Origin of the sequence: Glycomyces sp. NPDC046736 (genome assembly GCF_040645615.1) — a bacterium.
GTDB lineage: Bacteria > Actinomycetota > Actinomycetes > Mycobacteriales > Micromonosporaceae > Glycomyces.
This window is the reverse complement of sequence record NZ_JBEYYO010000003.1, coordinates 304,240-327,408: the sequence shown is the minus strand read 5'-3', so window position 1 is coordinate 327,408 and position 23,169 is coordinate 304,240. Positions and strand designations below refer to the sequence as shown.

General features: G+C 71.0%; 16 protein-coding genes and 1 pseudogene. 8 read left to right on the top strand and 9 right to left on the bottom strand.

The window, feature by feature from the left end:
- Positions 1 to 34 precede the first annotated feature (34 nt).
- On the top strand, positions 35 to 331 hold the full coding sequence (locus AB0B28_RS05175; RefSeq protein WP_360116750.1) for a hypothetical protein: 297 nt from the start codon (positions 35 to 37) through the stop codon (positions 329 to 331).
- Between the two features lie 3 nt (positions 332 to 334).
- On the opposite strand, the gene AB0B28_RS05170 is transcribed toward AB0B28_RS05175, so the two are convergent.
- Positions 335 to 1,009 carry a hypothetical protein gene (locus AB0B28_RS05170; RefSeq protein WP_360116747.1) on the bottom strand — a complete coding sequence of 225 codons (675 nt, stop codon included), beginning with the start codon at positions 1,007 to 1,009 and terminating at the stop codon, positions 335 to 337.
- Positions 1,010 to 1,256: 247 nt separating this feature from the next.
- Here AB0B28_RS05170 and AB0B28_RS05165 point away from each other — a divergent pair, with 247 nt between their 5' ends.
- A complete protein-coding gene (locus tag AB0B28_RS05165) occupies positions 1,257 to 4,040 on the top strand; it encodes a BTAD domain-containing putative transcriptional regulator (RefSeq protein ID WP_360116744.1) in 2,784 nt (927 codons plus the stop codon).
- A gap of 996 nt (positions 4,041 to 5,036) precedes the next feature.
- Positions 5,037 to 5,237, top strand: coding sequence for a hypothetical protein (locus tag AB0B28_RS05160; RefSeq protein WP_360116741.1), 201 nt, complete (start codon positions 5,037 to 5,039; stop codon positions 5,235 to 5,237).
- 248 nt (positions 5,238 to 5,485) lie between these two features.
- Here the strand turns inward: AB0B28_RS05160 and AB0B28_RS05155 are convergent, their stop codons facing one another.
- The 7 genes from AB0B28_RS05155 to mqnB form a co-directional block, all read right to left on the bottom strand.
- Positions 5,486 to 6,469: a hypothetical protein gene (locus AB0B28_RS05155; protein ID WP_360116738.1), complete on the bottom strand. Its 984-nt coding sequence runs from the start codon at positions 6,467 to 6,469 to the stop codon at positions 5,486 to 5,488.
- A gap of 169 nt (positions 6,470 to 6,638) precedes the next feature.
- The gene (gene pulA, locus AB0B28_RS05150; protein WP_360116735.1) at positions 6,639 to 12,248 is read right to left on the bottom strand and encodes a pullulanase-type alpha-1,6-glucosidase; all 5,610 of its coding nucleotides are present in this window, start codon (positions 12,246 to 12,248) and stop codon (positions 6,639 to 6,641) included.
- A 193-nt stretch (positions 12,249 to 12,441) separates the two neighbouring features.
- Entirely contained in the window at positions 12,442 to 12,657 is a 216-nt protein-coding gene (locus AB0B28_RS05145; RefSeq protein WP_360116732.1) for a hypothetical protein, read from the bottom strand.
- 282 nt (positions 12,658 to 12,939) lie between these two features.
- The gene (larE, locus tag AB0B28_RS05140; protein ID WP_360116729.1) at positions 12,940 to 13,782 is read right to left on the bottom strand and encodes an ATP-dependent sacrificial sulfur transferase LarE; all 843 of its coding nucleotides are present in this window, start codon (positions 13,780 to 13,782) and stop codon (positions 12,940 to 12,942) included.
- A 27-nt stretch (positions 13,783 to 13,809) separates the two neighbouring features.
- Positions 13,810 to 14,208 (bottom strand): cold shock domain-containing protein, encoded by a 399-nt coding sequence (locus AB0B28_RS05135; RefSeq protein ID WP_360116726.1) that lies wholly within the window; start codon positions 14,206 to 14,208, stop codon positions 13,810 to 13,812.
- Positions 14,209 to 14,313: 105 nt separating this feature from the next.
- Positions 14,314 to 15,132, bottom strand: a complete 819-nt coding sequence (locus AB0B28_RS05130; RefSeq protein ID WP_360116723.1) for a 1,4-dihydroxy-6-naphthoate synthase — start codon at positions 15,130 to 15,132, stop codon at positions 14,314 to 14,316.
- Positions 15,132 to 15,746: a futalosine hydrolase gene (gene mqnB, locus AB0B28_RS05125; protein ID WP_360116720.1), complete on the bottom strand. Its 615-nt coding sequence runs from the start codon at positions 15,744 to 15,746 to the stop codon at positions 15,132 to 15,134. Before mqnB ends, AB0B28_RS05130 begins: the two co-directional genes overlap by 1 nt.
- Positions 15,747 to 16,103: 357 nt before the next feature.
- Here mqnB and AB0B28_RS05120 point away from each other — a divergent pair, with 357 nt between their 5' ends.
- Complete coding sequence (locus AB0B28_RS05120; protein ID WP_360116717.1) at positions 16,104 to 16,889, top strand: DUF3027 domain-containing protein; 786 nt, start codon at positions 16,104 to 16,106, stop codon at positions 16,887 to 16,889.
- A 48-nt stretch (positions 16,890 to 16,937) separates the two neighbouring features.
- Here AB0B28_RS05120 and AB0B28_RS05115 read toward each other — a convergent pair.
- A pseudogene (locus AB0B28_RS05115) lies at positions 16,938 to 17,135 on the bottom strand (DUF2530 domain-containing protein); the annotation flags it as partial.
- A gap of 288 nt (positions 17,136 to 17,423) precedes the next feature.
- Between AB0B28_RS05115 and sepH the strand changes: the two are divergent.
- From sepH to AB0B28_RS05095, 4 genes are all read left to right on the top strand, one after another.
- Complete coding sequence (sepH, locus tag AB0B28_RS05110) at positions 17,424 to 18,443, top strand: septation protein SepH (RefSeq protein WP_360116714.1); 1,020 nt, start codon at positions 17,424 to 17,426, stop codon at positions 18,441 to 18,443.
- A 358-nt stretch (positions 18,444 to 18,801) separates the two neighbouring features.
- Entirely contained in the window at positions 18,802 to 20,064 is a 1,263-nt protein-coding gene (locus tag AB0B28_RS05105) for an MFS transporter (RefSeq protein ID WP_360116711.1), read from the top strand.
- 327 nt (positions 20,065 to 20,391) lie between these two features.
- Positions 20,392 to 21,057, top strand: coding sequence for an RNA 2',3'-cyclic phosphodiesterase (thpR, locus tag AB0B28_RS05100; protein WP_360116708.1), 666 nt, complete (start codon positions 20,392 to 20,394; stop codon positions 21,055 to 21,057).
- Between the two features lie 131 nt (positions 21,058 to 21,188).
- Positions 21,189 to 23,093, top strand: coding sequence for a PQQ-binding-like beta-propeller repeat protein (locus AB0B28_RS05095; RefSeq protein ID WP_360116705.1), 1,905 nt, complete (start codon positions 21,189 to 21,191; stop codon positions 23,091 to 23,093).
- The last annotated feature ends 76 nt before the right edge of the window (positions 23,094 to 23,169 follow it).

Sequence of the window (23,169 nt, the reverse complement as noted above, 5' to 3'; positions counted from 1 at the left end):
GCCGGGTTCGGGTTGGCGAGTGATACTTGGGCGCATGTCTGATTCGACCATCGAACTGTGCTGCACGCTGCGGGCCCGTCCCGGCCTCGAAGCCGACATGCGCGCCTACGAGGACGAGGTTCTCGCCCTGATTCCCGAGCACGGCGGAGCACTCGTCTCCCGTGTCGTCGGGGACGGCGCCGACGGGCGGCCGCACGAGATCCACGTGTACCGCTTCACCGGGCAGGCCGCCCTCGACTCCTATATGACCGACCCGCGCCGGGCCGCGCGCGCCGCAGAGCGCGACCGCGTCATCGAGTCGACCGACCTCTTCCCAGTCCAGATCGCCTGAGTCTCAAGCGAAGTACCGCTCCAGCAGTGCCGACAACCGCTCGCCCGCCTTCCCCTGCGCCGCCTGGACCGTGGCCGCCGCCAGTGCCGCCAGCGCCTCGCATTCAGTGTCCAAAGTGGCGTTGGGGACCAGGAACCGGAACCCGGTGAGCCGCCCCTCCAAGTCGACCTCCGCGGCGCACAGCTCGTCCTCGGTCATGTGCTCGAACCGCTCGTGCGAGCTCCTGGCGATGAGGTCGCGGATCTCGTCCCCCCTCGGGTCGGGGACCCGCGCGGCCAGGATCGCCGGGTGGCGCTTTTCCAGGTCGAGGACGCGCTCGGAGCGGGCCGCCTCTGCCGCCGTCCAGGCCGCCTCGATCGCCTCGGCCACCGCGCGGTTGCTCAGGCGGTCGATCGTGGGGCTCAGGGCGAGCGAGCGCAGGCGACCGGTGAGGTCGATGCGCAGCCAGGCGACGCGGTCGGCGTCGGTGCCGTCGAACTCGGCGGACTGGAGGTCCTCGGTCAGCTCGGCGGCCTCGGCCGCGAGGGCCTCGGCCTGCTCGAAGCGCTCACGCGTCGGGGCCTGGTCCAGGGCCCGCTCGACCGCGTCGCGCACCGGCCCCGCGGGCAGACTCGCGGCCGCCCGCCGGCCCTCGGTCAGGCGGGCGTCGTAGTCCTCGGGGATCTCGATCCGCTGCATCGGTGTTCCTTCCGCTCCGCGGCGGCTGCGGGCCGCCCCCTCCAGGAGGCGTTCGCGCACCCCTTGGCCGACGATCCTGCCCCGGACGCTCACGGATCGGTCACCGATCGGTCATGCTTCGGGATCGACGCCCGGCGAAGCCCTGTGGGACAATCGAACCCCCCGGTAACTTGGAGCCGGCCCGGCACCCGACGGCCGCGACCCGGCCCGTCCGCCCGGCGGTCCCTTGACGCGAAGGCGGACGAACATGCCTACCCTCGACGTGCGGTTGCTCGGCCCCCTGGAGGTCCGGATCGACGGCGCGAGCGTGGCCGTACCCCGCGGGAACACCGCCACCGTCCTGGCGATCCTCCTCGACGACGCGAACAACGTGGTCCCCCTGGAGAGCATCGTCCGCGCCGTCTACGGCCTCGACGTCCCCCAAGACCCCGAGACCCAGGTCCAGAACACCATCGGGGTCCTGCGCCGCAAGCTCGGGGCCCTGCGCGACCGCGTCGAGACCGTCGGCCGCGCCTACCGGTTCCGCATCGACACCGCCGAGCTCGACACGTTGCGCTGCAAGGCGGACGACGACGAGTCGCGCCGCCTCAAGGCCGAAGGCCGCCTCGGCGAGGCCGCCGCCGCGCTCCGCCGGGCCCTCGCCGAATGGCGCGGCCCCGCGCTCGCCGACCAGGCCGGGCCCACCGTGGAGGCCGTGCGCCGCCGCTACGACGAGCACCGCCTCACCCTCCTGGAGCGACGCATCGCCCTCGACCTCGAACTGGGCCGCCACGCCGAGGTCGTCGAGGAACTCGGCCAGATCGTGGCCGTCCACGACACCCGCCAGCGCTTCACCGCCCTGCTCATGCGGGCCCTGCACGCCGCCGGGCGCACCGCCGACGCGCTCGCCGCGTTCGAGGCCCTCAAGACCCGCCTCGCCGAGAAGCTCGGCGCCGACCCCAACCGCGAGATCACCGACGTCCACACCGGGATCCTGCGCGACGAGTCCCCGCCCCCGCCCGAGGCCCCCGCCGCGCCCGCGCCGAGGCGCGTCCCCGCGATGCTGCCGAGGGCGAACTCCCGCTTCACCGGCCGCGAGAGGGAGATCCGGCTCCTCGACGGCTTCCTGGAGACCTCCGAAGGCGAGGCCGGGCTCGCCGTCATCACCGGCATGGGCGGGGTCGGCAAGACCGCGCTGGCGGTCCGCTGGGCCCACCGGGTCGCGCACCGCTTCCCCGACGGGCAGCTGTACGTGAACCTGCGCGGCTTCGACCCGCTCGCCGCGGGCACCGACGCCGCGGCCGTCATCGGCGAGGTGCTCGCCGCGCTCGGTGTGGAGCCGCACCGCGTCCCGGCGGGCCTGAACGAGCGGATCGGCCTGTACCGCACCGTACTCGCGCAGCGGCGCATCCTGGTCGTCCTCGACAACGCCAGGGACGCGGCGCAAGTGCGCCCGCTGCTGCCGGTGGCCCCCGGGAGCTTCACGCTGGTCACCAGCCGCGACCGCCTCGCCGGGCTCGACGCCACCGAAGGCGCCGACTCGATCGCCCTCGAACTGCTCTCCGAGGCCGACGCCTGGGCGCTCCTGGTGCGCCGCATCGGGATGCAGCGGGCCCTGGAGGAGGAGAAGCCGGTCAAGCGGATCGTGGCCTCGTGCGGGCGGCTCCCGTTGGCGCTCACGCTCATCGGGGCGTGGGCCGCCGCGCATCCGGGGTTCTCGTTGGCGGCGTTGGCGGCCCGCCTGGAGTCGACCACGAACGTGTTCCGGGTGCTCACCTCCTCAGACCTCGCCTCCGACCCGCGCTCGGTGTTCGCGTGCTCCTACCAGGAACTCGGCACCCGTGCGGCGCAGGCGTTCCGGATGTTCGGGCTGCACCCGGGCACCGACCTGACGGTGCCAGCGATGGCCAGCCTCATGGGCGCCTCCACAGAGGACGCCGAGGCCGCGCTCGTCGAACTCACCGGGGTCCACCTGGTCGACCAGCTCCGCGAAGGCCGCTACTCGATGCACGACCTGTTGCGCGCCTACGCGAAAGAACGCCTGAACGCCGAGGTCGCCGCCGAGCTCCGCGAGGCCGCAGACCAGCGGCTCGTGGCCTACTTCCTGCACTCGACGCACCTGGCCGACGAACTGCTCACCCTCCACGGCGGCGGCGTCGATCTCGGTGAGCCCGCCGCGGGTGTGGCGCTGGAACCGATCGGCGACGCCAAAGAGGCCGCGGCCTGGTTCGCCACCGAATACGAGGTCCTCATCGGACTGATGAAGCGCGAGTCGACCCCCGGCGAGGGCACCCGGACCTGGCAGCTGGCGTGGTGCCTGGCCGAGTTCATGATCTCCCACGGCCTGGGCCGGGAGCTGCGCGAGGCGCAGGCCGCGGCGCTGGAGGCGGCCGAGCGGGCCGGGGACGTGTTCGGGCGCATCGTCTCCCACGGCTACCTGGCGGCGGCGATGACGCTGCTCGGTGACGTGGACGAGGCGGGGGCGCAACTGCGGCGCGCGATCGCGCTGAGCGAGGAGTACCGCGAGCCCTGGGCGAGCGGGTTCGTCTACTTCGGACTTTGTGTCGAAGCGGCGCGCCTCGACCGCGAGCAGGACGCCCTCGACGCGGCCCGCATGGCGCACCGGCATTTCACCGAGGCCGGCGACTGGTTCTGGGAGCACCGTTCACTGTGGGCGATCGGCTGGCACGCCGCGCGGGTCGGACTCGCCGACGAGGCCCGGGCCTGTTTCGAGCGGATCGCCCGGGCCGCCGAGGCGGCCGGGTTCCCCAGCGGAACCGGCCACGCGCACATGGGGTTCGGGCTCATCGCCCACCTGGAGAAGGACTTCGACGGCGCGCTCGCGCACTACGAGCGGGCCCGCTCGGTGTTCTCCGGCGCCGAGCACGAGCCGTCGGCGGCGTACGTGCGCGAACTCGTGGGCGACGTCCTGTGGACGAGAGGCGACGGCGCGGCGGCGTGCGCCGAATGGCGCGAGGCCGAACGCGTCTACATCGAACTCGGAGCCCTGCGCGAACTCGACCGAGTACGAACCAAACTCTCCGCCAGGTGACCCACCCTTTCCAGCTTCAGGGTTGGTGGTGGGGAAAGTCAAAGGCGGCAGCGACGAAGAGGCGGCGGCCCGGCGGGGTCGGTTGGCGGCCTTGGGTTTGTTGTGGGTGAAAGTCAAAGGCGGCGGCGACAACGGGATGAGTGGATGGGCGGGGTCGGTGGGTGGGGGTCGGGTGTGGATGTGGTTGGGGCGCTTGGGGTTCGGGGTCGAACGTGAGGGTCTTCTAGTCGTGTGGGTGATGACGGTCGGTGTGTCACATGGGATCATTGAGGTACGCACAGGGATATGACATTAGTGCAGGTGGCACGAGGTGTAAGCAGACTGAGACAAGCCTCTGGCCGGCGTGTACTCCGTGCATGATGTCGACTTCGTTGCTGTTGTCAGTCCTGTTTGTGCTATCGGGTTCTACATCGGGTCGCGCCTCGAAAAGCGGACTTGGGGGTGTAGGAGACGTTCGGCCGGGATCACCTCGAGCCGGATTGCGAGTGTCCTGAACGAGGCACAGAAAACAGGCTGCTGGCTCGACCCACACATCGGGCACAACCACGGCAAGCCTGCCCCAGACAACGCAAGGAACGTCTGGCACCGCAAGACAGCACCACCGCAAGACCGTAAGACGGTAAGACAGGCACCGCTCCTGCGACCGTGCCCTCATGCACGGGCACCGGGCGGGGTCTGGCACGGCACGGGCTCGACACCGAAAGGTCAGGGCCTGAGGAAGCATGGGCTGGGTACCGAAAGGTCAAGGCCCGAAGCAGGATGGGCGCAAAGCCGAAAGGCGAAGCGTCGCAGCAGCATGGGCCAGCGCCGGGAGGCACAGGGCCCGAGGAAGTGTGGGCGCGAAGCCGAAAGGCCGAGGGCCGACACAGTATGGGCTAAGACCGAAAGGGTCAAGGCCCGAAGCGGCATGGCCCGGGATCGAAACCCGAAGGCCACCAGTGAAACCGCCACCGGGCGAGGGGCCCACAGGCAGGAAGGCGAAGGGGGTGAACAGCGATGCAGCAGACCACGACCATCAGCGTGTCCGGCACGGCCTCCCACCGGGGAGACGCGACCGGAGATTCCGCCATGTCCACCGCCACGACCGCCCACACCGCCGCCACCGGCACCGCCACGGCGGGACAAACCCACACCGGCCAGGCCACGGCAACCCAAGCCGCGCCGCCCTCCACCAGCTTCCGTCGCTGCCAGCCCTAACCTCGAACCGAACGGGCCCGGCCCCGACAAACAACCCGCAGCACTCCCTCACTCCTTCGTCGCTGCCGCCCGAACCCAGGCCCAAACCGGCCCGGCCTCGACAAACAGCCCGCGACACTCCCCCACCCTTTTGTCGCTGCCGCCTGAACCCCGAATGGGACGAGCCCGCGCTCAGGCACCCCCCTCGGGCTCGGGGAACGGCGAAGGGACCGCCCCGCAGGAGCGGTCCCTTCGCGAATCCTTGCCGCTCAGGCAGTTTCGGTGTCGAAGACCGTTGCCAGCAGTGCGTCGACCGCCGGTTGGTAAGAGGTCACTGCGGACTCTGAGACGCTCGCGATGCCCAGGAACGCGTTCACGCCGTCGACGTCGACGATGAGCATCGCGGTGTCCTCGTACAGGTCGGGGGAGTACTCGCCCGCCGAGGTCCAGGAGTTGCGCCACTCGGCGAGCACGCCGGGGCGGCCGTCGACCTCGACCTCGGTGTAGGTGATCTCGCCCTGCACGTAGCCCTCGACCGAGTCGAACGCGCCGTCGAGCCACACCGCCGCCGCGCTCTCGGCGCTCGCGTTGAGGTTCGCCGGGTCGTACACCGCGGCCGCGCCCGAGTAGACGCCCGTGCCGAAGAACGAGATCCACCATTCGGTGTGCTGGATCTGGTACACCTCGGAGTCGACCATCGGCCCGTACATCGCGCCCGGCCCGCTCGCGTACTGCCACTCCGGGCCCGGGATCGGCGTGACCGCGCCCAGCGAGTTCACCGTCAGGTGCGTGCCTGAGGGCGCCGGAGGCTCGTCCTCGCCGGTCTCGCCGCCGTCGTCGCCCTCAGGGGTGCTCTCCTGGGACTGGGACGAATCGTCCGAGGCCCCCAGGTTCCCCTCGTCGCGGTCGCCGCCGAGCAGGAAGAACCCCGCCACCCCGCCCACGGCCATGAGCAGGACCACCACGACCACCAGGACCGCGGTGCCGCCGCCGGACTTCTGCGGCTGCACCGGCGGCGGCCCGTACTGGCCGTACTGCGGCGCGTAGCTCGGACTCTGCTGCCCGTAGCCGGGCTGGGCGTACGCCTGCGTCGGGTCGTACGGCTGCTGCCCGTACGCGGGCTGCTGCGAGGTCGGGTACGCGGGCCCGACCGAGCCCGGGGCATAGCCTCCCGCAGGGGGCTGCGCGCCCGGCTGCGACTGCATGTAGGGGTCACCGCCGGCCGTGCCGGGATCTTGCGGGGGGTACGTCATGATCCGATCGTATCCGGCAACGCCAACGCGCGGACCGTTCGGATTAAGTGAAGACGCTAAACCGGGACGGGTGCCGCACCCGCCCCGGTTTCAGGGATCCGATACTGATCCCCAGTATTCACGGCCTGTCAATGCCGAAACCGTGAGCGATCGATCGCACTCCGGCGTATCAGGACACGAACACCGCCACCGTGCGCCCCGGCACCCAGAAGGTGCCGCTCGCGTCCTCGAACGCCGCCTCGGCCACCAGCGGATCCACCGAATCGGCCAGCGCCGGATGCAGCGAAGCGCCCGAACCGGCCGCTTCGGCCACCACCGTGCCCGATCCCTCCGGCGAAGCGTTGAAGACGACCGTGACCGCCTCGAACTCCTCGCCCAGGCCGCTCAGGTCGATCCGCATCGCGATCACGCCCGGCTCGGCGAGCGGGAACGAGACCCGCTCGGCCACCTCCCCGGCGTCCCCGAGGCTGAACGCCGAAGTCGACGAGGCGACCTCCAGCAGCTCCAGGTACCGGCCCTGCGCCAGAGCGATGTCCTCGCACGAGGGAGCGTCGACCGCCGCGATCGCGGCCTCGGCGTACGGCCACTTCTCCTGCGAGGTCCACGCCGGGGGCAGCCCCGCGTCGAACCCGTTGCTGGAGGGCCCGAACCCTTGAGTCCCGGTGCAGTCCCAGCGGATCGCGTTGAACCAGTCCCCCGAGTCGTACGAGTCCCGGTCCAGCGACTTCGACCGCAGCAGTTCCGAACCGGCCGTGGAGAACCCGGTGCCCTGGCTGAGCACCGCCGTGGCCATGCTCAGCACCTGCATCCGCGCCCTGTCCTCACTGGACACTTCACCCAGCTTGTACGCCAAGGCGTCGAACAGGATCTCGTTGTCGTGCGCGTCCACATAGTTCACCGCCTCGCCCGGCTGATCGGTGTACCCCGCCGCGGACCCGTTGTAGTCCAGGTCCCGGCCGGTCACCGTCGAACCGTCCGAGGCGGTGAACGTGTAGTCCGCGAGGTTCCCCACCAAGCCCAGCTTGGTCAGATCCTGCGCGTGCAGCAGCGCCGCCAGGTCCGCCTCGGTCGGATCACCCGCATTGTCGTCGGTCCACAGGCCCGAACCGAACCCCTGCGTGGTGGGATCCTCGTCGAACGGCCCGCCGCCGCGCACCGCGTCCCGCATCCGGTCGTTGAACGTCCCGATGCCCGTCCCGGCCATGTTCACCTGCGTGGCCTGCTCGAACAGGGCATCCCCGGCGACCTCGCCGAAGTCCCAGCCCTCCCCGTACAAGAGCACGTCCTCGTCCATCGCGGCCTGGACCGCCAGCAGGTTCGACTTCGGGTGGTGCCCCATCAGATCGAACCGCAGACCGTCCACGTGGTACGCGTCCTGCCACAGCACCGCCGACTCCACGATGAACTTGTCGAACATCGGCGCCTCGGTGGCCGTGTTCGCGCAGCACGTCGAGTTGTACACCTCACCGTCCGCATCCAGGCGGTGGTAATACCCCGGCACGATCCGGTCCAGCACGGACTTCTCGGCGGTCCCCGACGCGGCAGTGTGGTTGTACACCACGTCGTTCACCACCCGCAGCCCCATCGCATGCAGCGAGGCAACCATCTCCCGATACTCCAGGATCCGCTGCGCCCCATCCGGATCGGTCGCATACGACCCCTCCGGGGTGTTGAAGTGCAACGGGTCGTAACCCCAGTTGTAGGCGTCATCGGCCCGCACCGCGCCCACGCACTCCTGCTGCTCGGTCGAGTTCGCCGCCATCAGGTCCATGTCGCACGCGACCTCGGCCTGCCCGGTCTCGGGGATCGACGCGATGTCGAACGTCGGCAGCAAGTGCACATGCGTCAACCCGGCCCCGGCCAGCTCCTCCAAATGCTGCACCGCCACCGAGTCCTCCTGGCCGAACGCCGCATAGGTGCCGCGCAGACCCTCGTCGACCGACAAGTCGGCGATCGAGAAGTCCCGCACGTGCAACTCCCACACCTGCGCCTCGGCCGGATCCACCTCCGCGGGCGGCACCTCAGCGTCCCAACCCTCCGGCTTCAAGTCGGCGTCGTCCAGGTCCACGATCTGGCTGTGCGTCGAATCGGCCGCCAGAGACACCGAATACGGGTCGGTCACCGAATACGACTCCACCGCCTGCGAGGCCGGATGCCACACCTCGACCGCGAACCGATAGAACTTCCAGTCCCAGTCCTCACCGCCCTCGACCGACCACACGCCCGTGCGCTCCGAGAACGACATCGCCTGCACCGCAGGCGAATCGTCCTGCGGCGAGTCGAACAGCTCCAACGCCACCGAACGCGCCGTGGGCGCCCACAACGCCACCTCCGGCACCGAACCGCGCCACGTGACGCCCAGATCCGCGCCCAGCGCCTCCGAATACACGTCGTCGATCGCGCCCGAGGCCTGCACGCCCGTCGCGTACCAGACCGCGCCCGCGTGATCGCGCTCGACGGCCACGAGCTGCCCGCGCAGGGCCTCCCGCACCCCTTCGCCGTCCGCGTCCACCGCGAACGCCCGATAACCCCAGTACTGCGGATACGCGCGCCGCTGCTCCTCGGTGAGACCACCGACCGGCGTCAGACCGATCGTGGTGAAGTCCCCGGCCACGGCGCCGTCCTCGATGCGGATCGAGCCGTCCGCGCTGGCGAGCAGCTCGAAGACCTTCCCGTCGGTCGAATCGACGTCGAGGGCGATCGTGTCGGCGTCGAGCCAGATCGCCTGCTCCTTGCCCAGGTCGAGGTCCGCGCCCCGCGAGGCCGAGGCCCCGGCCGGGCGCACGTAGCCCTCGGTCGCGGCCCGCAGCCACACCTCCTGGCCGTATTCGGCGAAGTCGAGCCGCTGGTCGGTGGGCAGGTCCTTCTCGTCGCCGCGGTGGAGGATGTACGAGAGCGCCTCGGCGTCCTCGGTCAGCTCCACTTCGAACACGAGCCCGTACGCGTCGGTGCGCACCGGCTCGAGCCCGGCGTTCCAATCCGTGGGGTCGGCCGCGCCCTCCCAGGTGTGCAGGGTCCAGCCGTCGAGGTCGCCGTCGGGGCGCTGGTAGTGGATCACGGCCTTGCCCTCGGCCGCGGCCTGCGAGGCGTGCGCCCCGGCCGCGGTCACCCAGGTCTCGCCCAGCTTCGACGGGGTGAGGAGCAGGTCGCCCTCATGGAGCTTCGTGTCTCCTGAGTGGACGATCGCGCCGAGTTCGGCGTCCACGTCGCCCACGGGGACCTGCCAGTACAGGCCCCACGCGTCGGTCCCGTCGGGCGCGCGCGGGGAGTCCCATTCGGTGGCCGCGCCTTCGGCGAGCGCGTCGCCCCACAGGTGCAGGCCCCAATCGGTGCCCTCATCTGGGGCGTGGACGGTGACGTGCCCGTTGGCCTCGGCCAGCGAATGCGCCACGTCCCCGGTCCCGGCGCTGAGCCAGATCTCGGGGGCCCGGCTCGGGTCGAAGGTCCGGTCGGCCTCGTGGTCCTTGTTGCCTTCGGCGTCGATCACCAGGTACCCGACCGAGCTCGCGCCCTCGGCGAGCTTGATCGGCGCGAAGGACCCGTACGAGTCCTCACCGGAGAACCGGTTCGATTCCGGCCAGGTGGTCACCGACTCCTCGGCCACGTCGCCCCACGCGTACAGGCCCCACTGCTCGGGGTCGCCGTCGTAGTGGACGTTTGCCCAGGCCAGCGAACCGCCCGCCTGGTCGGGAGTCGCCACGGCCGTGGCGGTCTTCGCCGAAGCCGTGCGGCCCTTGCGGTCGACGACCACGGCCTTGAACTCGACGCTCTGGTCGCCGCGCAGCCCGGCCAGGTCGTAGGCGATCCGGTGGTCGGGGCCCGGGGAGGTCCCGATGTAGGTCCACTCGCCCCCGTCCACGGACGCCGCGAACGCGACCCGCGCGAGCGGGTCGCCGCTCACCTCGGCGTTCACGTAAGCCGTGGTCGCGGACTCTTCGGCGGTGGTGAGCGTGATCTTCGGGGCGCTCCCGGTCTTCACCTTCGCGTCGGCGCGGAAGACCACGGCCGACAGCGGCGGCACGGTGATGCTCGCCGAACCGCCCGAGGCCTCGATCGAGCCGTCGCCGTAGACCGCGCTGAAGGAGTTCGAATAGGTCTCGACCTCGACGGTCTGCTCGACGGTCGCGTTCGAGACCGCCACCAGGTACTCCACGCCCTCGGCGGACTCGACGCGGGAGAACGCGAACACGCCGTCCTCGGCCGAGCGGGTCACCTGGGCGCCGTTCGCGAGCGCCGGGTGGTCCTTGCGCAGCTGCCCGAGCTCGGCGATCGCCTCGTAGATCGGGTGGGAGGTGTCGAAGTTGTCCTCGGCGTGGGTCGCGTCGGTGCCGATGAGGTCGTCGTCGAGGTACTCCGCGACCTGCGAGGCGAACATGGACTGGCGCGCGTAGTCGTCGCCGCCCTCGCCGGTGAAGCCCTGCTCGTCGCCGTAGTAGACGACCGGCTGGCCGCGGGTGAGGAACATGAGCTCGTGCGCGAGGATCGCGCGGTCGGTCCAGGTGTCCTCATCGGTGGTCTCGGCGATGGTGCGGCCGACGCGGCCGATGTCGTGGTTGGACACGAACGTCGGCATCGCCAGAGCGTCGGTGCCGCCCGAGGTGAACAGCGGGTCCGAGGCGTACAGCGTGGCCAGGCCCTGCGCCGAGGAACTCCCGGTGGTGAAGCCGGTGGCCGCGCCGTGGAACCCGAAGTCGAGCACCGCGTCGAGCTCGCCTTGGCGCACGAAGGTGCTGGTGTAGCCCGGGTCCCCGGAGTAGACCTCGCCGAACGCGAAGAAGTCGATGCCCTTCGCCTCGGCCGCTTCGCGAACGCCCGCAAGGAATTGCGGCCAGAACTCCAGGTTCACGTGCTTGACGGTGTCGATGCGAAACCCGTCCACCCCGGAATCGGCGATCCAGTCGGCGTAGACGTCGATCCAGCCGTCCACGACCTCGGGCCGCTCGGTCCACACGTCGTCGAGGCCGGAGAAGTCGCCGTAGGTGTTCGACTCGCCGCTGTAGGTCGAGTCGCCCCGGTTGTGGTACATGGTCGGGTCGTTGAGCCAGTCGGGGGACTTGAGGGTCTCCTCGCCCGCCTCCAGGACCGGCGTGTACGCCGAGGAGTCGGCGGTGACCTCGGGGAAGGCGTCGGATTCGGCGTAGTTCGCGTCCTCGAACGGGCGGCCCTCGGCGTCGGTATACGGGGCGTCCTTCTTGGACACGTACGTGTTCGCGCCCTCGGCGTACTCGATCACGTCGGCGGTGTGGTTGACGACGATGTCGAGGTAGATCTCGATGCCGCGGTCGTGCGCGGCACCGATGAGGCTCTGGAGTTCGGCGTCCGAGCCCAGGTGGGGGTCGACGGCGGTGAAGTCGGTGCCCCAGTAGCCGTGGTAGCCCGCCCCGGTCCAGGTCTCGGAGACCTGCACGGGCTGGTTGACCACGACGGGGGTCAGCCAGATCGCGGTGGTGCCGAGGCCTTCGATGTAGTCGAGGCGCTGCTCGACCCCGGCGAGGTCGCCGCCCTGGTAGAACATCCGCTGCGTGGGGTCGTAGCCGGTGGTCAGGGCGTCGCCTTCCAGCCCGCCGGTGTTGTTGGCCGGGTCGCCGTCGGCGAAGCGGTCGGTCATCACGAAGTAGAACTGCTCGGCGTCGCCGGTCGGGGTCGCGGCGAGCGCGGCGAGCTGCTTGTCGGTCGGCTCGCCGGTCCACGAGCCGTCATCCGGTGGCGGGCTGGTGCAGGCGGTGAGTGCGAGGGCCGTGACCAGCACTCCCGCCGCGATTCGGGCGGTACGCGGCATTGCGCTTCAACCTCCGGGTCGATCGGGGGGTTCGAGGCGCGCGTGTAAGCCCGCGCACCCCGTGTGCGCAAGAACATACCACTTCTGAAATTTCCTTACAACATTCTGATAATCCATTGCGACGGTGCGCGACCAGGCGTGCAACGCGAAAGGGCCCTCCGCCGAAGCGGAAGGCCCTTCGCAAGAACTTGCGTCAGTCGCGCTCGTCTTCGAGGATGCGGGTGGGCACCGGCCCGGTGTGCTCGAAGTAGACCGTGCGGGCCGGCAGCGGGAACGCGGACGTGCCGAACGGCGAGGAGGCCCCGATGATCCCGGAGGTGAACTCGCCGATCTCCAGGTGCCCGGGCTTGACGGTGCGGTTGCGGGTGGGGCGGTCGGCTTCGCGCTTGGCCAGGTTCGAGTCACTCATGACCGGGAGTGTATCTGCCCCTCTCGCGGCCCCGGAGCCGATCTTGGGTGCCTGGCGTCACGTGCCGAAAGGTGTCGATTGAGGACCGTTATGGGTATGCACCGCCCGTTATGGGTCGAACACCCGTGTATCAGGGAATTGCCAGGTTCGGCACAGGGCGCGCTCAGCCTCGTGGCCCACGGTGGGGGCCTCGGGGAATGAGGGGTTCCCGAGGGGTTATGGACCCGGTGGGGCCGTCGGACTCATCCTCCACTGACGATCGCCGCTGGCCCCACCGGGCACTCACCGGTACCGTTCCGGGTCCGCCAGGAGCTCGTTCATCGAGCCCGAGCGGAAGCCCCTCTCGTCGAGGTCCACCTGAGCGAAGCCTTCGACGCTTGCGAGCACTTCGGGTTTCGCGGCCGCCGCGGCCACCAGTTCGGCGTCGATCTCGACGCGGGCCGCGTCGCCCCCGAGGTCGCGGACCCGCAGGTTGCGCACTGGAATCGCCGCTTTCGCGAACGCGCGCCGCAAGGTCTCCTCGGCGTTCGCGACCCGCTGGAGCCCGTCCGCGGTGACCTCCACGCCGTACGCGATGCGACTGGCCAGGCACGCCGCCGCCGGTTTGTCCCAAGTGGGCAGTCCCCAGGCCTTCGAGGCCGCCCTGATCTCAGGTTTCGTCAACCCCGCGTCGGCCAGCGGCGTGAGCGCGCCCGCGTTCGCGGCCGCACGGATGCCGGGCCGGAACCCGGCCGCGAGGTCGTCGGCGTTGGTCCCGGTGGCCACCGCGGCGATGCCGCGCTCGGCGGCCAGCGGCCCGATGACGCTCATGAGCTCGGTCTTGCAGAAGAAGCAGCGGTCCCCCGCGTTGGCCCGGTAGCCTTCGCGCGCAAGCTCATCGGTGGTCGGCGCGTGGTGGGCGACCCCGAGGTCGGCCGCGAAGGCGCGGGCCCGGTCGAGCTCTGCGGGCGGCAGCGACGGCGAGAGGGCCGTGGCCGCCTCGACCCGTGCGGGCCCGAGCGCGCGCACGGCCGCGGCCAGCAGGAACGCCGAGTCGGCGCCCCCGGAGAACGCGACCATGAGCGAGGGTAGGGCGGCGAGCCGTTCGAGCAGCGCGTCGACGCTATTGCGGGGCTGGGTAGTCACGCCCCCAAACCTAACGCGCAGCGCGCGCTATTCGAGGTCGCTCGCGACGGCCCGCAGCAGCTCGGCGATCTTCGCCCCGGTCTTGCGGTCGGGCCTGCGCCCGCGCGAGAGCGGGGGCATGACCTGCTGTTCGAGCACGCCGATGAGGTCTTGGAGGAGGCTGTTGAGCTCCTCTGGCGAGCGCTTGGGCGTCTCGGCCGCCGCGGCCGGTCCGGCCGGGGGCGCGGCGAGCACGTGGAGGCCCATCGCCTGGACGCCGCGGCGGGTGTCGATGATGCTGTACTCGACCTTCGTGCCCTTGGCGAGCTCCTCGACGCCTTCGGGCAGCGCGTCGCGATGCACGAACACGTCCTTGCCGCCGTCGTCGCGGGAGACGAATCCGAATCCCTTCTCGGCGTCGAACCATTTCACTCGACCACTGGGCACCGCTGAACCTCGAACTTCTCTGCCGCTCGGAACTGATGGATCGTTCAAGCCTAGCTTGACATCGGGTGGCCGCCCCTGAACGATGGCGCGACCATCCGTTACGTCTTAAGGGATCGCGAGCCGCAGCTGGGGTACGAGCCCGAGCTCGGCCGCGCCGCCGAGCAGCCGCTCTATCGCGGTGCGGCCCTCGTCGCCGAGGTCGCGCGAGAACTCGTTGACGTACAGCTCGATGTGCTGCCTGCACACGTCGGGCGACATCTCCTGCGCATGAGCGGCGACGTAGTCCCTGCTGGCCTCGGGGTTGGCCCACGCGTAGTCGAGCGAGGCGCGGATCGCGGCCGTGATCGCCTCGGTGTCGAGGTGGGCCTTGGCCACGATCGCGCCCAGCGGGATCGGCGCCCCGGTGCTCGACTCCCACCATTCGCCGAGGTCGACGAGCTTGTCGAGCCCGTACTCGCCGTAGGTGAACCGGGCCTCGTGGATGACCAGCCCGGCGTCGAAGCGGCCTTCCCGGACGGCGGGCATGATCTGGTCGAACGGCACGACCTCCACGCTCACCTCGGGGCCGCCGAGCTCGCGCAGCCACAGGTTGAACAGGAGGTACGCGGTACTGCGATCGGAAGGCACGGCGATCTTCGCGCCTTCCAGCGCGTTCAAGCCCTTCGCTCCGGTGAGGACCAGCGGCCCGCACCCGCGCCCGAGCGCCCCGCCCGCCGGGAGCAGCCGCCATTCGTCGCCGAGGTGCGGCAGGGCCGCGTACGAGACCTTCGCCACGTCGAATTCGCCTCGGGCGCAAGCGGAGTTGGTGACGTCGATGTCGGCGAACGTCAGCCGCGTCGCCGGTCCTTCGACCAGGCCTGAGGTCCAGGCGTGGTAGATGAACGTGTCGTTGGGGCACGGGGAGTGCGCCAGGTGGAGGGCCATCACAGCTCCCTGACCGCGGCGGTGAGGGATTTGAGGGCCGAGCCCCAGTCCCAGGTGGCGACCTCGCGGTTGCCGATGTAGTTGGAGACGGTGCGGATCTCGGCGAACGGCAGGCCCGCCTGCTGCGCGGCGGTGGCCACGCCGAAGCCCTCCATGGCCTCCCCGACCGCGTCGGGGTAGCGGTGGGCGAGGTTGGCGGCCAGGCCGTCGGAGCCGGTGATCGAGGAGAGGGTGAGGATCTCGCCGCGCACGCCCTCGACCGCGACGGTCAGGACGGTGTTGCAGCCGATCCGGTTGGTGCCCAGGCCGAGTTCGTCGAGCGGCTGGAAGCGCCACGGGAGCGCCACGCCGAGTTCGGCGGCCACGGAGTCGGTGGCGATCAGGACGTCGCCGATCTTGGCGCGGCCTTCGAACGCGCCGCAGATTCCGGCGTTGATGACCACGTCGTACGCGCGGCCCATCTGGCTGTTCTGGGCGATGGTCCGCGCGGTCTGCGCGGCGGCGGCGGCGGGGCCGACCCCGCACACCAGGACGTCAAGCTCATGCCGGAGCGAGCGCCCGGCCTCCACGGCCTGCGCCTCCTCGGCCACCGCGCACACGACGAGTATTCGCATGGCATCAAACTTACCGGGTGGCTAGGGACGACGGCGACGCCGAGAGGCCGGTGTCGCGAACGCGCCCGCGCCGCGCTTCGCGGCGGGCGCGCTCGGGTTCGCGGCGCTTCGTTTCCGGCGACGCCGCGAGGGCGGTGCCATGAAGGCGCCCGGCGCCGCCGTTGCCGCGCTTCGCGACGCCTCGTTTCCGGGGCACCCCGAACACCGCTTCGACCTCTGGGAAAGGGCCCCCGGTTTCAAGCGTCGCCGAGGGGTACGACATTTCAGCCCCTCCGGAGCGGGAGTGTGGCGCATGCCGCTCTTCGGGGCGTGCACCGTCCTCGGGTTCGGGGCGCGAGCTGGCCTATGCTTGGGGGCGTGCCTGACAGCTCCACCGCAACCGCCGCCGCCAAGACCCGGACCCGCAAGCCGAAGCTGGACCGCGTCCTCGCCGATGCCGTCGACCTCGCCCGCGAGGCCGCCGAAGAGGCCGGCGAAGGGGTCGGCGAGCACCGTACGGTCGAGGCCGAGACCGACCGGGTCGTCACCCACTACTTCGAGTGCACCCTTGCGGGCTACCGCGGCTGGCGCTGGGCCGTCGTGCTCACCCGCGCGCCCCGCGCCCGCGTCGCCACCGTCTCCGAGACCGCGCTCCTGCCCGGCCCCGACGCGCTCCGCTCCCCCGCCTGGGTCCCGTGGTCCGAACGCCTCACCGGCGGCGAGGTCGGCACCGGTGAAGTCCTCCCCACCGACGAGGACGACGACCGGCTCATGCCCGCCTACCAGTACTCCGACGACGACGCCGTCGAGGACATCGCCGCAGAGCTCGGCCTCGGCCGCGAACGGGTGATGAACCGCGAGGGCCGCGCCGAGACCGCGCAGCGCTGGTACGACGGCGACAGGGGCCCCACCGCGCCCATCGCCGAGGCCGCCCCCGCGCCCGCCCGCTGCGGGACCTGCGGGTTCTTCCTGCCCCTGGCCGGTTCGATGCGCCTGGCATTCGGCGCGTGCGCGAACCTCTACTCCTCCGAGGACGCCCGCGTGGTCTCCGCCGACCACGGCTGCGGCGCGCACTCCCAGATCAGCGAATTCGTCGACACCACCCCGCAGGGCGTGGACAAGTCCGAGATCGTCTACGACGACGAGGGCTCCGAGCTCCTCTAACGAGCGCTCGGCCTTCCCGAAGTGCCGCTTGTCGGCCACCGCCATCATCGCGGTGCCCAGCAGCCCCAGCCCCACCCCGGCCAGGGCGCAGGTCGCCCACCAGCCGCGGCCGGTTGCGTCGAGGTCGTCGCGGAACACCTGGGTCAGGATAAGAGCGATCGTCCACAGCAGAGTCCCGCCCGCCGCGATCGGCGTCATCCGCATCTGGACCGCGTCGGGCGCGGGCAGTTCGGGCGAGCGACGCACGCGCTGGTAGGCCTCGCGCGGGGTCGATCCGGACGCGGCCGGAGGCTGAGAAGTTCCTTCGGTGGACACGCAGCCAATGTACGCTGCGTCAGTGCCCGCGACAATCGGTCAGGGCCACATGAAGCGGTGTCGCGTCACCCGAACCGGTACGCGGGCCTCGCAACGCTCTTTCGGGGGAAGGCGATCCTTTATCGGCTCCCCGCCGGTTGTGGTCCGCCGGTAGGGTTGGGCGTACGCTCGGATGAGCTGGCGTTGCGGTGCTGACGAGACACGCGAGGGGTGGAAGGCATGAGGCCGGTACGGTTCGTAGCCCTCTCTGAGGACGGTCATGCGCTGGTGCTCGCCGACGAACTCGGGAGGCTGCTCGCGCTGCCCATCGACGAGCGGGTCGCCGCCGTCGTGGACGTCCCCGAGGACGGCAAGGCCCTCCGCGCCAAGAACGAAGGCGCGCAAGGCAAGCCCGAAGCGCCCCGGCGGCCGGTGCCGCAGCGGCCCGCCCCCGTCAGCCTCTCTCCGCGCGACATCCAGACCCGCATCCGCTCCGGCGAGAGCGCCGAGGACATCGCCGCCTCCGCGCAAGTGGCCGTCGACCGCGTGCTCCGGTACGCCGGTCCCGTGCTCCAGGAGCGCGCGATGCTCGCCCAGGCCGCCCGCCGCTCGCGGCTGGCGACCTCCGAGCGCGGCGAGCGCATGTCCAATGTGGTCGACGTGAAGCTCGGCACCCACGGGGTCGACCCCGAGGCCGTGTCGTGGGACGCGTGGCGCACCGAGGACGGGTCCTGGCTGGTCCAGGCCTCGTGGTCCTCGGGCAAGACCACCGCGCGGGCGCGCTGGAAGCTCGACCGGGCCCGCCAGACCGTGACGCCCGACGACGAGATGGCGCAGTTCCTGTCCACGCCGCTGCCGGTCCAGGTGGCCGCGCCGAAGGAATCGGTCTCTGAGCTCGGCGTGCGCGCCGGCGACCCGGTCCGGCCTTCGCGCGACCCGCTGCACGGCCTGCGCGGATCCGAGGACGAGGGCCGCGGCGACCCGCTGCGGCGCGACCGCCTCCGCGAGGTCCTCGAACGCCCGCTCGACGACGGCCAGCGCGGCGGCAAGCGCACCTCGCAGCTGGGCCTGCCGGGCACGTCCTCGCAGGAGCAGCGCGAGACTCCCGAGGTCCCCTCGCTGGCGGTCCTGCGCCCGGCGAAGCGCTCGGCGGCCGAAGACGACCACAACACCCCGCCTTTGGCGGCGGCCGGCTCGAAGCCGCGCAACCAGCTCCCGGGCTGGGATGATGTGCTGTTCGGCGGAGCCGGAAAAGACTAGCTCAGCGGCGGAGCCGGAAAAGACTAGAGCGAACGCGACTGCGGGGCGGGCCGAATGGCCCGCCCCGCAGTCGCGTCGCGGTCCGGACCGTGATGAGGGCAGCGCTACGCGAAACGGAAAACGCTGGGCCCCCGATGCAATAACCCTGACATAAGGGTCCGACATCGGTCGCCGTGATCGTTTCGAGGGCAGCACGCATTGCCGGGCGGGCGATGGGCCCCCGTTCGACAACCCTGACATGGGGGTCCGACAGGGCTGGGTTCGAATCGTAGGGGCCGTCCCAACCCTCGGAACGGGGGGAGAGAAGTCGGTCATAGTTACTGGCTTGCCGACCGGTAAGTAAATATCATTGGGTGCAATGTCCCCGGTCATCGTGTCCCAGTTGCAGCGCACCTTCCGTGCGCTCGCCTATCCCGGCTTTCGCGTCTACGCCGCCGGGCAGCTCGTCGGCACCCTCGCGTTCTGGCTCCAGACCACCGCCGTCAGCTGGCTCGTGCTCGAACTCTCCGGGAACTCCGGGACCGCCCTGGGGTGGACCCTCGCGCTCCAGTTCGGGCCCTACCTCCTCTTCGGCCTCCAAGGCGGCCAGATCGCCGACCGCTTCGACAAGCGCCGGATCCTCCTCTTGTGCTCGCTCGGCTCGGCCGCCGTCACCGCCACCCTCGGGGCGGTGGTCCTGACCGGGCACATCGAACTGTGGATGATCTACGTCGGCATGTTCGCCTTCGGCTCCGTGGCCGTCATCGAGGGCCCGGCCCGCCAGGCCTTCTACTCCGAACTGGTCGACACCGAGGCCCTCCCCAACGCCGTGGGCCTGGGCAGCGCCATCTTCAACGTCAGCCGCATCTCCGGCCCGGCCCTCGCGGGCCTGCTCATCGCCTTCACCTCCACCGGGACCGTGATCATGGCGTGCGCGGCGATCTTCCTCGGCCCCGCGCTCGCGTGCGCCGTGCTCCTGCGCCGCGAGCTGTCCAACCCCGTGCGCCGCCGCGCCGACTCCGGCGGCGTCCGCTCGGCCCTGCGCTACACCGCCGCCCGGCCCGACATCCTCGCCGTCCTGGTGGTCTCGCTCCTGGTCTCGGGCTTCACCTTCAACTTCGCCCTGACGCTCTCGATGCTCGCCCGCACCGAGTTCGAGACCGGCGCCGACTCCTACGGCCTGCTGCTGACCGCCCTCGCCGTCGGCGCGCTCACCGGGTCGCTCGCCTCCGGGCGCCGCACCGGCCGCCCGAGCCTGAACACGATGCTGCTCTCCTCGGTCCTCCTGGGCGTCGGCACCCTCGTGGTCGGCTTCGCGCCGAGCCTGTGGAGCGCGATGATCCTCCTGGCCCCCACCGGGTTCGCCATGGTCTACTACGCTCAGGCCGCGAACCAGCGCGTCCAGATGGGCGTCCGCGCCGACTACCGCGGCCGGGTGCTGAGCCTGTACATGCTCGTGTTCCTCGGTTCGACCGCCGTGTTCGCGCCGATCGTGGGCTGGTTCATGGAGCTGTACGGGGCCCGCGCGGGCCTGTGGCTCGGCGGCCTGATCGCGATCATCGTGCCCGTCGCGGTGGCGCTGGCCAAGCGCGAGCAGATCCGCCGCCGCGCGATGGTCCTGCCCGGCAAGGCCATGCCGTAAGACTCGGGGGCGATTCGCCCGATTCACAGCGGCATCAGTTTTCCGTCGTTTCCCAGTGGTTGAACGGCGTTCACTTCAGGGCCACCACCGGTCGCCCGGCTTCTCCCCAAGCGCCCGGAACCTCCTGCGCCTCCGTCGCCTCAGCAGCGAACATGAGCGTTACGTGCACGAAATTACTGTCCCGTTCCCTGGGATTTCACTGAATGAATCACAGCGGTTGCTGCGAGGATAGGTCACATCGTGACAGCCCCCGACCACGCCGCGACGACACACCACTCGCCGCAGGCCAGCGTCACTCACCCCGAATGAGCCTCTGGAGGTAATCCAGTGAGTGCTTCCGCCACCGCGGCCGTGCAGGCCGCTCCCCAGGTGCGGACCGAGCGCCTCTTCGCCGCGCTCCCGCTTCCCGACAACGCCGTCGCGGATCTGTCAGAAGTGGTCGCCGACCTCAACATCGCGCGCCGCGGTGCGCCCAGCCGCCCCGGCTCCTCAGGCCGCCGCACCGGCCCCGGACGCCTCGTCCGCTCCTCGAACTGGCACTTGACCGTGGCCTTTCTCGGCGAAGTGCCCGCCGACCGCTGCGCCCTGGCCGCCGCGATCATGACCGAAGCGGCCGCCGAGTCGGCCCCGATGCGGCTGTGCGTCTCCGGCGGCGGCCGCTTCGGCCGCGGCCGCTACTCGGTGGTCTACGCCGGGCTCGACGGCGAGGTCGAATCCCTGGTGAGCCTCGTGCACCGCCTGCGGGCCGGATTGGTCGAGGGCGGACTGCCCGTCGACCTCAAGCAGTACCGTCCCCATGTGACGCTCGCGCGTCCGGGCGACCGGGTCACCAACCAGCAGGCCGCGCAGGACCTGCTCACCCTCCGCCGCTACTACGGTCCGAGTTGGACGGCCGGCGAGGTCGTGCTCTACAAGTCCGACTTCGGCAAGGGCCCGGTCGGCGCGCCGCCGCACTACACGCCGATGGCCTCGGCGATCCTCGGCGGCATCTGACCGAAGACTCGACGGCGGCGCGGCACCGGCCGCGCCGCCGCTTCGCGTCCCGACCGGCCTCAAGGGAGAAACCCGCTCGCGATCTGCGCGAAAGCCCGGCTCCCGGGACCGCTGGCCGGTAGAAAGAGGGCATGTCCCACACCGGCACCGGCCGTCACCACCGCGATGCGTCCCAGGCGACTCCGAACGGGTCGCGCTCGGCCAGGCCGGTCGCGCGCGTGTTCCTGCGCGCCGCCGGGATCACCGCGCTCGTGTGCTGGGCGGTCCTGCTCACCTGGGCCTCGTTCGGCACCGGAGCGTCCACCGGCTCCTCGGGCGCGTACATGATCATCGGCACGGTGTCCTCGGTGATCGTGGTCGCGCTCGTCGTCACCACCGCCGTGACCTACGCGGGGCTGCGCAAGATCATCGGGGCCCTGTTCGCCGCGGTGTTCGCCGCCGCCGCGGGCTGGGCCGTGTACTCCTCGATGCCCGAGGCCGGGCCCGACCAGTTCATCACCCACCGCGCCGGGGTCGCGGTCCTCGCCTACGGCTTCGGCGTGGTCGGCGGGGGCCTGCTCGCCCTGTCCGAGTTGGTGGTCGAAGGCTACTCGGGCGGGCGCAAACCCGCCCCGAAGGCGTTGCGCCGCAAGGTCGCCGTGCTCGCCGCCGCGATCGTGCTCATGGCCGCCGCGGCGCTCGCCCCGGCGATGTCGCGCTGGGCCGAGCTGGCGAACCAGGACGTGCGCGTCGGCGCGGTCGCCACCGAGGCCGGGCTCGACGGCCTCGCCGACCTGGCCGGGGTCGAGCGGTTCACCGACACCCCGTACGGGCTCCTGCGCACCGACCACCCCGCCAAGCCGACCCCGCAGGCGGTCACCATGCTCGACCCGGCCTCGGGGGCCGCGATCTGGTACCACCGCCGCTGGAACTGGGTCTCCTCCCAGGCCCCGGTGCTCTCGCACCCGCAGGACCTGGTGGCGCTCACGGGCCCGCGCGCCGACAACGGCGCCGACTTCCAGACCCGGGTGCTCAGGGCCCGCGACGGCAAGGAGATCGCCACCGCCGACTTCGACGGCTCCCCCGGCACGCTCCTGGCGCTCGCCAAGGACCGCCTGCTCTACGCCGAGGCCAGGGCCTCGGTCTTCCACGCCTACGACTTCGACGGCGAGCTGTTGTGGGACGCCGAGATGCCGCCGGGCTGCGAGGGCACCGCCGCCGAGATCGCCGCCTCGCGTGTGCTCATGCTCGCCGACTGCGTCCCGGCCCCCGACCGCCCCGTCGCCCGCGACTACGTGCTGGCCTTCGACCTCGACGACGGGGCGGCCGCGTGGGAGCAGGCCATCGAGGTCGGCGCCGAGGTCGTCCCCGAGTCGTTCCTGGTGACCGGCGGCGACGTGATCGTCGACAGCCGCGTCGAGCACCGCGTCACCGACGGCCCGTTCTCGGCCCGCCGCTTCGAGCACCAGCTCATCGCCTTCCAGGTCGAGAACGGCGAGGAGCACTGGCACATGGGCGGCCAGAGCTTCGGGTCCACCAACTCCTCGGCCTGCGGGGGCACCCTGCACCTGTCGCAGCCGACCGCCGAGCAGGCCACCGGCGTGGCCGCCGCGGGCGAGGCCAAGGCCCAGGTCCCGGTGGCCGAGCGGCGCACCGTCCAGATCATCGAGTGCTACACCGCCAAGGACCGGCCCGGCTCGTGGCTCGGGGTCATCGCCTACGACGCCGACACCGGCGAGCGGCTCTACCGCAAGTCGGTGCGCCTGGGCTTCACCCCGCTCGACCCCGAGGTCGCGCGCGGCTGGGGCGTCGTGCTCCCCGACAACCGGGCGATCCTCGCCGCCGACCTCTCGCTCGACCAGAACAAGCCCGACTGCCGCCTCTACCAGATCGCCGGGGGCGAGGTCGCCGAGATCGAGTTCGCGACCGAGCTCGCCGACGGGACGCAGGTGCCCGCCGCCTGGTGCCACGACGCGCAGCTGAGCGCGGTCGGCACCGGGGCGGCGATCAGCTACGTGGGCGAGGACGGGACCAGGGGCATCTCCGTGGTGTCGTGACTCGCTGTCGATCCAGTAATGATCAATCTATGTGATCGATTCACCGTCATCCGCGCATGAGTGATGCGCGAAACTG

Coding starts and splice junctions, on each gene's coding strand:
- AB0B28_RS05130 (WP_360116723.1), bottom strand. CDS start 15,132: ATGGCCCTCCACCTGGCGCACTCCCCGTGCCCCAACGACACGTTCATC.
- AB0B28_RS05175 (WP_360116750.1), top strand. CDS start 35: ATGTCTGATTCGACCATCGAACTGTGCTGCACGCTGCGGGCCCGTCCC.
- pulA (WP_360116735.1), bottom strand. CDS start 12,248: ATGCCGCGTACCGCCCGAATCGCGGCGGGAGTGCTGGTCACGGCCCTC.
- AB0B28_RS05165 (WP_360116744.1), top strand. CDS start 1,257: ATGCCTACCCTCGACGTGCGGTTGCTCGGCCCCCTGGAGGTCCGGATC.
- AB0B28_RS05145 (WP_360116732.1), bottom strand. CDS start 12,657: ATGAGTGACTCGAACCTGGCCAAGCGCGAAGCCGACCGCCCCACCCGC.
- AB0B28_RS05160 (WP_360116741.1), top strand. CDS start 5,037: ATGCAGCAGACCACGACCATCAGCGTGTCCGGCACGGCCTCCCACCGG.
- AB0B28_RS05170 (WP_360116747.1), bottom strand. CDS start 1,009: ATGCAGCGGATCGAGATCCCCGAGGACTACGACGCCCGCCTGACCGAG.
- AB0B28_RS05095 (WP_360116705.1), top strand. CDS start 21,189: ATGTCCCACACCGGCACCGGCCGTCACCACCGCGATGCGTCCCAGGCG.
- mqnB (WP_360116720.1), bottom strand. CDS start 15,746: ATGCGAATACTCGTCGTGTGCGCGGTGGCCGAGGAGGCGCAGGCCGTG.
- AB0B28_RS05155 (WP_360116738.1), bottom strand. CDS start 6,469: ATGACGTACCCCCCGCAAGATCCCGGCACGGCCGGCGGTGACCCCTAC.
- sepH (WP_360116714.1), top strand. CDS start 17,424: ATGAGGCCGGTACGGTTCGTAGCCCTCTCTGAGGACGGTCATGCGCTG.
- AB0B28_RS05105 (WP_360116711.1), top strand. CDS start 18,802: ATGTCCCCGGTCATCGTGTCCCAGTTGCAGCGCACCTTCCGTGCGCTC.